Below are 12,095 nucleotides of genomic sequence, written 5' to 3'. Positions count from 1 at the left end.
ATGGCGGAAGAATTGGAAAAAAAGACTAGAATTCGAGTGCATAAACAGCGGCCCGAACATGCCGTATCGACGGAATCGGCAGCACCGGAAAAGAAAAAAGTGGTTGTGGTAAAAAAGAAACCTGCCGTACAAAAACCTGAAACAAAGCCTGCCGTAAAAGTTGCGGTAAAGGCCGTACCCGTTTCATCTTCCGTTCCTCCTGCCGAAAATGCAAGCCCGAAAAAAGTATCTTCCATTTCGGAATTAAGTCCGCCGCGGCCGAATATAAAGCAAGGTAATCTTGCGGGGCGTTCCCGGACGGACAACAGATTTCAAGGCAAAGGCGGCCGCACGTATTCGGACGGCGGTTTTACCGGTGCTCAAGCACGTGAAGGGTTTCAAAGCCGCAGCGACCGTTCCGGTACCGGCACTTATCAGGGACGCCAGCAGTCTTCAGGCGGCTTCGGCGGACAGGGTTCGCGCGGGCGTGATTATAGGCAAGGCGGTTTTCAATCGGGCAGAGGCGGCTACGGATCCCGGCCCGGAACCGGCGGAGCTTCGGCCGGACGGCCGGGTTTTGTACCCCGACAAGGATTTTCTTCGGCACCGGCGCCGCTTCCCGAAGCCAATAAAAAAACCTCTTCCAAAAAAACGTTTACAAAAAAGAAAACCGTATATTCGCGTAAAGACCGCGAAGAAGATTTGGAAGACAAACTTTTTAATCAAAAGAAAAAGCAAATTACAAAGGCAAGCGTAGTTCCCGAAAAAATAGAAATTATGGAAACAATTTCCGTTTCCGATTTGGCAAAAAAGATGAACTTAAAAGCGTCGGAGATTATTGCCAAACTTATGTCGATGGGCATGATGGTGTCTATTACTCAATCCATAGATTCGGATACGGCAACCTTAGTGGCGTCCGAATACAACTGCGATGTAAAAGTCGTCAGCTTGTATGAAGAAACGGTTATCGCAACCGAAGAAGACTCGGAAGATGCGATGGCGCCGCGCCCGCCTGTTGTTACGATTATGGGTCACGTAGATCACGGTAAAACAAAAACCTTGGACGCAATCCGCAGTACAAACGTTGTCGCAACCGAATTCGGCGGCATTACCCAGCACATCGGCGCTTATATGGTGGAAACGCCCAAGGGACGCATAACCTTTTTGGACACTCCCGGTCACGAAGCTTTTACGATGATGAGGGCGCGCGGTGCAAAGGTTACCGACATCGTTATTTTGGTGGTTGCCGCCGACGACGGTGTTATGCCCCAAACGGTGGAAGCTATAAATCACGCAAAAGACGCGGATGTTCCGATTGTCGTTGCGGTAAACAAAATAGATAAACCCGAAGCAAACCCCGATAAGGTGATGACCCAGCTTTCGGATATGGGTCTTATGCCCGAAGAATGGGGCGGACAAACCCAGTTTGTAAAAATCAGCGCCTTAAAAAAAGAAGGCTTGGACGAACTGTTGGACGCCGTTCTTTTGCAGGCCGAAATTCTTGAATTAAAAGCAAACTGGAAATGCCGCGCCGAAGGAAAGGTTATCGAATCGCGTATAGATCACGGACGCGGTGTCGTCGCAACCATTATTGTCGAGCGCGGAATTTTACGCACGGGAGATCCCTATGTTGCCGGTGTCTATTCCGGCCGTGTGCGCGCCATCTTTAACGACCTCGGTCAAAAAATAGAAGAAGCATCTCCTTCCATGCCGGTTGAAATACTCGGTTTGGAAGCTATGCCGAATGCCGGAGACCCCTTCCAAGTTACCGATACCGAACGCGAAGCGCGCGCCGTTTCGGCAAAACGCCAGGAATTAAAGCGCTTTGAAGACGCTAAAAATATCAAAAAGGTTACACTCGATAACCTTTACGATACAATCGATGCGGGCGAAGTTATGGAACTTAAGGTTATCGTAAAAGCCGACCTTCAAGGTTCCGCCGAAGCCCTTAAAGAATCGCTTGAAAAACTTTCAACGCGCGATATACGCCTCGTTGTTATTCACTCGTCCGCCGGCGCCATTAACGAAAGCGACGTTATGCTTGCCGCCGCCGATTCGAACGCGATTATCATCGGCTTTAACGTGCGCCCCACGCCCAAGGCGAAGGTGCTGGCCGAACAGGAAAAGGTCGATATCCGTAAATACAATATCATCTACAAGGCGGTTGAAGAAATCACCCTTGCGATGGAAGGTATGTTAAAGCCGGACGTTAAAGAAGAAGTTATCGGTATGCTCGAAGTGCGCGATACTTTCAAAGTACCCAAGGTCGGCCTTATCGCCGGTTCCTACGTTACGCAGGGGCTTATCAAGCGTACAAGCAGCGTAAACGTTATCCGCGACGGTATCGTTATCTATACCGGTAAGGTTTCTTCTCTCAAGCACTTTAAAGACGATGCAAAAGAAATAAAAAGCGGATTTGAGTGCGGTGTCGGCATAGACCAATGGCAGGATATAAAGGTCGGCGACCAACTGGAAGTATTCGAATACGTGGAAGTTGCCCGTAAACTTACCGACAGCGAACCCTTGTCTAAAAAAGGAACAAAGGCGAAAAATACCAAAGCCGATGAAGCCGCTTCCGACACGGGAGCCGGAAAAGCGGACGGAGAATAAGGCCGATGGGAGAGTTCCGCCTTATCCGTTTGGGAGAGCAAATCCGCGAAGAAATCGCCTCGATGATTATTTCGGGGCATATAAAGGATCCGCGGGTTTCCACCTTTTTAAATGTAAACCGGGTTGAAGTAAGCCGCGATTTGTCTTATGCAAAGGTGTATGTGTCGAGCTTTTTAGCCGATAAATCCACCGAAAAGGGCGTAAAAGGCTTGGAAAGCGCTGCGGGTTTTATTCAAACCTCGCTGAGTAAAAAACTCAGGCTGCGTCAATTTCCCAAACTGACCTTTATTGCCGACACGAGCATAAAAGAAGGCATGGATATGGTGCGCAAACTCAATGAGCTTGAACAGCAGGAGTTATGAGTTTTTCCGACGCCGGCAATCCTGACGCCGGCATGATTGCCGCCGGCAATTATGCCGCCCTGTCCGGGATTTTACCGTACGCAAAAAAAAGCGGTTTAACCAGTTTTTCTTCTTTAGGCTGTATTAAAAAAGCTCTGCACACAAAAAAGGTCGGCCATACGGGCACCCTCGATTCTTTTGCAGAAGGTTTGCTTGTCGTATTAACCGGAAGTCTTACGCGCCTGGTACCCTTTTTTACCCTCTTCGATAAAACCTATGAAGCGGTTATCTCTTTCGGCGAAGAAACCGATACCTTAGACCCCTCAGGTTCGGTTATAAGAAGCGCCCCTCTTCCCGACAGTGCCGATTTTGAAAAAGCCCTTGATTCCTTCCGCGGAAATAGTATGCAGTCTCCGCCGGCATATTCGGCAATTCATGTAAACGGACGGCGTGCTTCCGAGCTTGCCCGCGAAGGAAAACTTCAAGATATTCCCGCGCGTCCCGTTACCGTATTTAAAAGCGAAATCCTTGAAACGCGCTTAACGCCCGAAAACAGGGTGAGCTGTGCGCGCGTTTTGTTTCACGTTTCCAAGGGAACGTACATACGGAGTCTTGCCCGCGACATCGCCCTCTCCTGCAATTCGGCCGCTCATTTAATCGGCTTAAAGCGCACGAAGGTCGGCTGTTTTTCTTTGGAGCAGGCCGCTTTTGCCGATGAACTGGAAGACTTTACAATAGAGTCGGTTGTCCGCCGCACCGAAAACGGCAGTATGAGCTCTTTTTGCGATAAGGTTCGCCAGCGTACCGATGATGTTCGGCCGCAAAATGAAGATACAATCCTGCGCTCTCTTATGAGTTTTGACCCGAACACTGCCGAATACTGCGGCTTTATTCGGCTTACACTGCGCGAAGGGCGCCGCTTTGATTTTATCAACGGTAAGCCTTTAAAAGCCGCTTTTTTTGAAGATTTTGAAAGCCTTGAGGCCGCCTTTGAGCTTTATAAAAAACGCTTGTCCGGGTCCTGTATGTACGAACCTTTAAACTGTGCCGTCTTTTTACCCGACCGCACCTTTTGCGGCGTAGTACAGACAGCGCTTTCAAATACGGGCGGCTTTCGGCGCTTAAAATACGGCTTTGTCGTGCAAAAGGTTTGAAACGATTTTTTCTTTTTTCCGCTTTTATAATATCTTTTTTTTTGCTATACTGGTTCGGCATGAAAGTTTTTTCTTGGGACGATGTTCTTAATTCAAAAGCAAAAGAATTTATACACACTTTGTATTCGGGCGAAATTGCCGGAAGTGCATTAACCGTCGGCGGTTTTGACGGTCCGCATCGTGGACATGAAACCGTATGCCGAAGGGTTACGGAGGCTGCTCGAAAGCGCAGTCTTGTTCCCGGTCTTATTACCTTTACACATTCCCCGCGTTCTTTTAAACAAAAAGCCGAATACGAAGGCGACATATCCAGTTTGCGTTTACGTCTTAAAGTTTTTGAAGAATGGGGCTTTGCCTTTGCCGTAGTCATTGACTTTTCCGCCGATTTCAGTAAAATGGAAGGGTATGCATTTTTAACCGTTTTGAAAGAATGCTGTTTAATGCGTTTTTTCGGAGTGGGAGAGGGCTTTCGCTGCGGACACAATCATGCTACGGGCGAAACCGACATACGGCAGTTTGCCGAAGTTCACGGAATTGAATGCGATTTTGCGGCTTTGCAGGCGGATGCGGGAAGCCGTATCAGTTCTTCGGCCGTGCGCCGTTATATACGTGCCGGTAAACTCGATAAGGCGGCTCAGTTTTTGGGACGCCCCTTCGATATCGATTGCCTGTTATTCGATATCGAAAAACAAAGGGGCAAAACGGTTGTACTGCGCCCCCGTGCGGAACATCTTCAATTGCTTCCGCCTGACGGCATATATGCTGCCGATGTTTTTGCTTCGGTGCATAACACAAAACTGTGTTTTTATACGGATTTACATTCGGCTTCTTCCGTCCTTCGCCTGGAAGTTCCCGATGCGGATACGGATTACCGGTTCGATAAAATCCGATTTAAAATGTGATATTTTAAGGATTAAACAATAAGGAGTAAGTAATGGCACTTACAAAAGAAAAAACGGCATCGGTTGTAAATAATTTCGGTGCAAACGACAAAGACACCGGAAACACAAAGGTTCAAATTGCATTATTAACCGAACGGATTAAACAGCTTACCGAGCATTGTAAGACGTTTAAAAAAGATAAAAGCGCATCGCGCGGACTTTTAAAATTGGTCGGTCAGCGCAGAAAGCTCTTAAAATATTTACAGCGTACTAGTTTGGAAACATACCGCGCCCTTATCAAAGAGCTCGGTTTGCGCAAATAGTGCATTCATAACAAAGAAGGAATAAATGGTTCATAGAGTTACATATAAAATCGGCGATGACGAGCTGATTTTGGAAACGGGCCGGATTGCAAAACAGGCAAACGGCGCCGTGTATGCCCAATACGGCGGTTCGGCCGTTATTGCGACGGTGTGTACGTCTTCTTCTGCACAGGAAGGTTTGGATTACGTACCGCTTACCGTTGATTACAACGAAAAATACTATGCCGCAGGAAAAATTCCCGGCGGTTTTATAAAGAGGGAAGGACGCCCCAAGGATAAAGAAATCCTCGTATCGCGCCTTATCGACCGCCCTATGCGGCCTTTGTTCGATATCGCATTCGGGCGGGAAATTCAGGTTATTCCGACCTGTATTTCATCTGACCAAATCAACCCGCCCGATATTTTGTCGGTTATCGCAAGTTCAGCGGCGGTACATATTTCGGATATTCCCTTTAACGGCCCTATCGCCGGCGTGCGTGTCGGCTATATCAACGGTGAATACGTATTGAATCCCACTTACGAGCAAATCGAAAAGGGCGATATGGAAATCGTTGTCGCCGGAACCGCCGAAGGTTTTACGATGGTTGAAGGCGGTGCAAACGAAGTGTCCGAAGAGGTTATGCTCGGCGCCTTGGAAAAGGCTCAGGATTTTATCGCCGCGATGTGCCGCTTACAGGACGATTTGCGTAAGCTTGCCGGAAAAGAAAAGCTTCCGCTTTCGCCCCTTCAAATCAGTCTTGAAAATAAGGATGCGATGCTTGCCGAAGCTATGCCTCAAATGGAAAAAGCCTGTTTTGTAAAAGGCAAGCACGAGAGGCGCGACGCTATCGCTGCCGTTAAAACCGCTTTGTCCGAAAAATATGAGGCACAGCTTGAAGACGAGGTACAAAACAAACTGTTTAACGCCTTGTTTGAAGATATGGAATACAATATCCTTCGCAAAAGCATTTTGGATAAGGGCGTGCGCGTAGACGGACGCGGTACCGAAGATATCCGTCCCATTACCTGCGAAACCGGCGTATTGCCGCGGCCGCACGGTTCGGCCCTGTTTACGCGCGGCGAAACCCAAGCTTTGGCCGTTGCCACTCTGGGTACGATGCTTGACGAGCAAGTGTACGACGATATAGACGGCGACCGCCGCGAACACTTTATTTTGCACTATAATTTCCCGCCCTATTCGGTAGGCGAGGTAGGCAGAATGGGTACCGGCCGGCGCGAAATCGGACACGGAAATTTGGCGCGGCGCTCTTTGGAGCCCATGGTTCCCGGCCGCGATAAGTTTCCCTATACAGTGCGCGTCGTTTCCGAAATTATGGAATCGAACGGTTCTTCGTCGATGGCTTCCGTATGCGGCGGCACCCTCTGTATGCTTGCGGCCGGCGTTCCGATGAAAAAGCCCGTCGCGGGTATAGCTATGGGACTTATTACTGAAGGAAACGCATATGAAAAATATGCGATTTTGTCGGATATTTTGGGCGAAGAAGATCACCTCGGAGATATGGACTTTAAAGTTGCGGGTACCGAAGACGGTATTACCGGCTTTCAAATGGACATTAAAATCGCCGGCGTTACCAAAGAAATTATGACCAAGGCCCTGGATCAGGCAAAGCGCGGCCGTTTGCATATTTTGGGCATTATGAACCAAACTATCAGCGCTCCCGCCGCCGAAATCAGCAAGTATGCGCCTAAAATAGAAACGATGAAAATCGATGTGGATAAAATCGGAGCCCTTATAGGCCCCGGCGGTAAAAACGTCAAAGCCATTTCCGCCCAATACGGGGTTACCATCAACACCGATGACGACGGAACGGTTACGATTTACGGTAAAAACGCCGCTTCAACCGATGCTGCACGTGCGGCGGTAAAGGGAATCGTTGAAGATCCGGAAGTAGGCTTGATTTATAACGGAACCGTAAAGCGCATTATGGATTTCGGCGCCTTTGTGGAAATCTTACCGGGAAAAGAAGGCTTGTGTCATATTTCCAAATTTTCACGCACAAAAATCGCTTCGGTTTCCGATGTGGTAAGCGAAGGTCAGCAAATTCCGGTAAAGTTGCTGGAAATCGATAAGATGGGCAGATTAAACTTGTCCTATATTGATGCCCTTGAAACCCCGAATACATAAAACAAACAACGCCGCAGCGGACATTGTTCAAAAAACGTGTTCAAACGGCGTTACCCTTATTGCCGAACCGATTGAAGCCGTGCGAACGGCCGCAATCGGTTTTTGGTTTTCCTGCGGTTCGCGTTATGAAAAAGCCGGGCATAGGGGGGTAAGCCACTTTGCCGAACACATGCTTTTTAAGGGCACAAAAAGCCGCAGCGCATTTGATATTGCCGCCGCTTTCGACCGTATGGGAGGCTATGCAAACGCCTTTACCGAGCGCGAACAGGTATGCTTATACTGCGTTGTTCCGGCCGTTTATGCCCGAAACGCCCTCGATATCCTCTGCGATATGACCGAAAATTCCGTATTTCCGGACTCGGAACTTGAACGGGAACGCTCCGTTATAGAAAGCGAAATCATTGCATCTTCGGACGACCCTGAAGAAGCCGCCTTGGATGCCGTTGCCGAAATCTTGTGGCCGGACAATCCGCTTTCGCTTCCCATAGCGGGAACGGTTGAAGACGTACAAAGCCTTAGTGCCGATTTTTTGCGTTCATGGTATGCGGAATTTTTTCAGCAAGGCGAATTGACCGTATGTATATCGGGCAATATAGATATATTCGAAATGCAAAACCGCTTGGAAAAAATGAAAAACCGTAATCTTTCGCTGCAAGCCGGCCGTCATACGGAAAAAAACTGTCATGGAAAAAAGAGCGGTGCCAAAAAGCCGGGCTGCACTTTCGAATGCAGTTCTTTCTGCGTTAAAACCGAAAATACCGATAAAGATAAAGCCGGCCGTGTGCATTTTATAACTGCGGATTTTAGGCAAGAACAGTTTTTTATGCTGTATCCGTTGAGCTTTCCCTTCAGCTTAAAGGATTATTATTGCTGGGCGGTACTGAATGCCCTTATCGGGGATACGATGAGCTCGCGGCTTTTTCAAGCTTTGCGTGAAAAAAGCGGCTATTGTTATACCGTGTACAGTTTTTTTTCAATGTATGCCGATTGCGGTTATTGGTGCGCTTACGCTTGCGCTCCGAAAAAAAATGCCGCGGACATTATTTCGACCGTCCGTGCCGAGTTGGCCCTGCTTGTAAAAAACGGCTTTAGCGCCGATGAAGTACAGGCGGCAAAAGAGCACGTATGCGGGGAAGAAATCATCAATGCCGAAGATACCGAATACCGTATGAAACGTTTGGCCCGCTGCCGATTTTTCGGTTTTCCGCAAACCGCTTTTGACGACAGTTTGCAAGCGGTACGTGATTTAAGTGCCCAAGCGTTAAGCGAATCGCTACACCGCTTATTGAATCCGCAATATGAAAAACTCGTTGTATACGGCCCTAAATTAAGCGCTGCGGTGCGGAAAAAAAAGTGAAAAAGACTGTCAGCAATAAAAGAAAAAGATTCCTTTAGTTTCTTATTATTAAAAGCCCGTTTACATATTAAACGCTTCGCGGAAAAAAGCAATCATTTTCGGCCAATAATCTTCAATAGCAGATATGTTTGCCCTATGCGTGCCACCGAGAAGATACGTGTTTCCGTCTACCGGATGCGTAAATCGACTCTGCGTAAAGGTATAATAGGGATGGATTAAGCTGTGCCCCGCGTTTTTGTAGGCTAAATGAATAACTTTGTGCGAAAAGCCTTTTTCTTTTAAGCGCTGTACTACCATATCGGACAGTTCCATGCTCGGCCACTGCCGGTCGTCGTCGCCGGAAATAAGCATAACAGGCCCGTTGATATTTTCAACCTTTATGGTTGCTGCCTCTATCTGCTCCTTTGAGGCTGCTTTCAAAGCATTCCAATGATTTTGCGTGAAGTCTATAGCTCCGTTTTCTTCCATTTGAGAGTTCATCCATTCTTTTGTATCGGACGGGCGGGGAACAAGGGGCAGGGGGTTGCCTTGCCACGAAAAAGGGGATATGGGCTTATTGTAATCGACCCCGGAACCTCCGAACAGTATTCCGCTGGGTACATTGGCGGCACAAGCCGTAATTTCAGGATAAAGAGAAGGCACCAGTAAAGAAAGAAGTCCGCCGAAAGAGCCGCCGAATATACCGATTTTTTCGGCATCGATTTCGGACCTGCTTTGCAAATAACGAATGGTTTTTCCGAAATATTCAAGCGGGATATTTTCCATAATTTTGGGAAGCGAAGCATAGTTAAAATACGCCAGTGTAATAACCGCAAAACCGTGTGAGGCAAGTACTGCAGCCATTCCTTCTTCAATGCCGCCGTCCGATCCGTTCAGTTGGATAATAACCGGAAGTTTTTTTTCGGATGCCGGCATAAAAAGTGTGCCGAAAATACCGTCTTCTTCTATAACTTCCCGGCGCATGCCGTCGGCCATCATAAGGCGTTCGGCTGTCTGCGTTGCTTTTGAGCCGTCTTCCCGGATAAGAGTATACTCGGTTGAAAAAGACTCCGTTTTATGCATGGTACGTCCGGGTACGCCGGGGCCGGGAGAAACCGCCTTCATGGAAACGGCAGGTCCCATCGCATCTACCCAGTCGTAATTTCCGGAGAGGGGTAAATCTCGCGATACGTCTACAGTACCGTCCGCTTGTGCGGCAAAGCAGGTAGACGATTCCCAAAGGTTGCCGAACATGTCTTTTTCCCGGGCAATTAAGGTAACTTTTTCTCCGGGTGTCAAGCCGCTTGCTGAAATGCGTAGCGGGCAGTCGGATACAGCCCGTTTCGGTTCAACACTAAATTTCATCTGCATATTTTCCTTCTTTGTTTTTTTCTATTCGCCTTTATCGTGCTTTCGAACTCGGAAAACCGAAACAATAAGCGGAATTACAATAGCGACCATGGCAATATAGCCGATAAATTGAATCAGTACGCGAACAATGGTCATAAGCCCTATACTCGATATTAAAAGCGAAGCGGATAAAAATACAATGGAAATAATAAAGAATTTCATTTTTTTCGTTATTTTTTCCGTTTTCCACGACATAGCCCAGCGGTTGGAAATACCGAAGGCCATGGTGGGTATAGTGGAAACAATAGCCAAAATCGCAATGATCCAGTAAACACCCGTTACCCAGCTTTTGAGATAGGTAGAGCAAATGGTTAAAATAGGAGCATCGGAATGGCAGTCCGGCATATAGGGTAATACAATGATACCCGTTAAAAGCAGCATTAAAGCGGACATAATGCCGACGACAATTCCGGCTCCGACGGAATCGCGACGGGTGGTAATTTTTTCCGAAAAATTACAGAGTAAAGCTCCTACGGACGAATTGGAAAAACAAAATATCAATATCATAACAGCCGTTTTGGGAACGGTGGAAATACCCCAATCCAAGCCGATTTGAAAATTTCCGATTCGCTGTGCAAGCGTCTGTCCCCGTTCACCGATTACGGCAAACAAAATAATCACACAGCTTACCGCCAGCCCTACAGACATAACGGAACTGAAATTTCTTAAAAATCGTGCTCCGTACATAGTTAAAAAGGCAAAGAGTACGGTACCGAGAATACAGGCTGGCCAGTAGGGCAGGCCGAACAGTTGTTTTAAAAGCGTACCGAAAAGTGCCGTTGAAGCTGCGCAGGCGATAATACCGGAACCTGTTTGATAGATATCAAAAAAAGTCGAAACTACAGCTTTAGCGAATTTATTTTTCGTTTTGTGTACGCCCCAGAGGGTTGTAAAAAACTGATTATAGTTACCGATCTTATAGCTGCGAATAAAGGAAAGACTCATAATACCGAATAAGCTCACCAGTATACCTATAATGAGCAGCCAGATAATCGCCCAACCGCCGCCCACAGGGACGATATAAGCTGCAGCGTAGGCGCCGGAAGCGATATTTGCGCCGAAGCCGGTTCCGAACATAACCGCACCGATGGCGAACCAGGTTTTAAATGAATTCCAAGAGTTTTTCTTTTCCATACGCTCCTTCCTTTTATTATAAGTTTAACGATACCGTATTCTTATAACGGTACCGCTGCAAAAAATGTTACTTATCAAAGAGGCTTCCGAGTTCTTTTGCCAGAGGACCGTGAGATCCGAAAAATTTTCCTACTGCCCATACGGCGCACTGGTTGCTCGTAAGAACCGGAATATTGAGTTTTTTTTCAAGGGCTGCCGGCAGCGATAAGGAGTGCAGGCCGCAACAGCTGATAAGCAGCGTATCGGCTTGTCCGCTCACATGTTTGACCGCGAAATCAAAGGTCTGCTCTTCGGGTATTTTTGTGATAAGCATGGGATTGGTCGGATTTTCGGTTTTCATACCGTTTATGGAAACGACTTTAAAACCTTCATGTTCAAGGTATGCTTTTTCCATATCGTTGATTTCGTCCGGATACGGGGTTATAATCGAAAGTTTTTTTGAACCGACGGCTCTAAGAGCTTGCAAAAGTGCAGTGGTTGTAGTCAATGCTCCGCGCGATTGGGCTGCTTTTTTCATAGCTTCGCACATTTTTTTATCAAAGCCCGCACCGCCGATTTGACTTCCGGTTGTACAGGAAAAATACGCCAAATCTATAGGAAGGGAAAGAGGAAAATTGGACATACCCTCTACAACCTTGCTGCTGAGATTCTCCAAACCTTCTTTGGTAAGTTTACTGAACAGAATAGGCACTTCCGCTACCTGTATATCGGGATGAAGATAGCGGTACATATCGCTGATGATAATTTCTCCTCCGAAGGGAGTCGCTACACCGACTCTTCCGCGTTTTCCGTACATATTATT

At 47.4% G+C, this 12,095-nt stretch carries 10 protein-coding genes; 7 read left to right on the top strand and 3 right to left on the bottom strand.

Annotated features, from left to right (window positions below; translation table 11 throughout):
* Genes infB through H0R92_RS02895 form a run of 7 tightly spaced genes read left to right on the top strand, consistent with a single transcriptional unit; the run spans position 1 to position 8,770 of the window.
* Positions 1 to 2,589 (top strand): translation initiation factor IF-2, encoded by a 2,589-nt coding sequence (gene infB, locus H0R92_RS02925; RefSeq protein ID WP_432960987.1) that lies wholly within the window; start codon positions 1 to 3, stop codon positions 2,587 to 2,589.
* A 5-nt stretch (positions 2,590 to 2,594) separates the two neighbouring features.
* Positions 2,595 to 2,951 (top strand): 30S ribosome-binding factor RbfA, encoded by a 357-nt coding sequence (rbfA, locus tag H0R92_RS02920; protein ID WP_432960985.1) that lies wholly within the window; start codon positions 2,595 to 2,597, stop codon positions 2,949 to 2,951.
* Positions 2,948 to 4,084 carry a tRNA pseudouridine(55) synthase TruB gene (truB, locus tag H0R92_RS02915; protein ID WP_432960983.1) on the top strand — a complete coding sequence of 379 codons (1,137 nt, stop codon included), beginning with the start codon at positions 2,948 to 2,950 and terminating at the stop codon, positions 4,082 to 4,084. Before rbfA ends, truB begins: the two co-directional genes overlap by 4 nt.
* Positions 4,085 to 4,143: 59 nt before the next feature.
* Positions 4,144 to 4,986 (top strand): FAD synthetase family protein, encoded by an 843-nt coding sequence (locus H0R92_RS02910; protein ID WP_432960981.1) that lies wholly within the window; start codon positions 4,144 to 4,146, stop codon positions 4,984 to 4,986.
* Between the two features lie 32 nt (positions 4,987 to 5,018).
* Positions 5,019 to 5,288 carry a 30S ribosomal protein S15 gene (gene rpsO / locus H0R92_RS02905; RefSeq protein ID WP_432960979.1) on the top strand — a complete coding sequence of 90 codons (270 nt, stop codon included), beginning with the start codon at positions 5,019 to 5,021 and terminating at the stop codon, positions 5,286 to 5,288.
* Positions 5,289 to 5,313: 25 nt separating this feature from the next.
* Positions 5,314 to 7,413 carry a polyribonucleotide nucleotidyltransferase gene (gene pnp, locus H0R92_RS02900; RefSeq protein WP_432960978.1) on the top strand — a complete coding sequence of 700 codons (2,100 nt, stop codon included), beginning with the start codon at positions 5,314 to 5,316 and terminating at the stop codon, positions 7,411 to 7,413.
* Positions 7,388 to 8,770 (top strand): M16 family metallopeptidase, encoded by a 1,383-nt coding sequence (locus tag H0R92_RS02895; protein ID WP_432960976.1) that lies wholly within the window; start codon positions 7,388 to 7,390, stop codon positions 8,768 to 8,770. The genes pnp and H0R92_RS02895 overlap by 26 nt, the downstream gene beginning before the upstream one ends.
* A gap of 60 nt (positions 8,771 to 8,830) precedes the next feature.
* Here H0R92_RS02895 and H0R92_RS02890 read toward each other — a convergent pair whose 3' ends face one another.
* The 3 genes from H0R92_RS02890 to H0R92_RS02880 form a co-directional block, all read right to left on the bottom strand.
* Complete coding sequence (locus H0R92_RS02890; protein ID WP_432960974.1) at positions 8,831 to 10,120, bottom strand: acyl-CoA thioester hydrolase/BAAT C-terminal domain-containing protein; 1,290 nt, start codon at positions 10,118 to 10,120, stop codon at positions 8,831 to 8,833.
* A gap of 21 nt (positions 10,121 to 10,141) precedes the next feature.
* A complete protein-coding gene (locus H0R92_RS02885; protein WP_432960972.1) occupies positions 10,142 to 11,293 on the bottom strand; it encodes a hypothetical protein in 1,152 nt (383 codons plus the stop codon).
* Positions 11,294 to 11,360: 67 nt separating this feature from the next.
* Positions 11,361 to 12,089 carry a maleate cis-trans isomerase family protein gene (locus tag H0R92_RS02880; protein ID WP_432960970.1) on the bottom strand — a complete coding sequence of 243 codons (729 nt, stop codon included), beginning with the start codon at positions 12,087 to 12,089 and terminating at the stop codon, positions 11,361 to 11,363.
* Positions 12,090 to 12,095 lie beyond the last annotated feature (6 nt).

The organism is Treponema sp. OMZ 840 (genome assembly GCF_050937815.1).
Classification (GTDB): Bacteria; Spirochaetota; Spirochaetia; order Treponematales; family Treponemataceae; genus Treponema_C.
The sequence above is the reverse complement of the archived record's forward strand: the minus strand, read 5'-3'. Positions and strand labels throughout refer to the sequence as shown.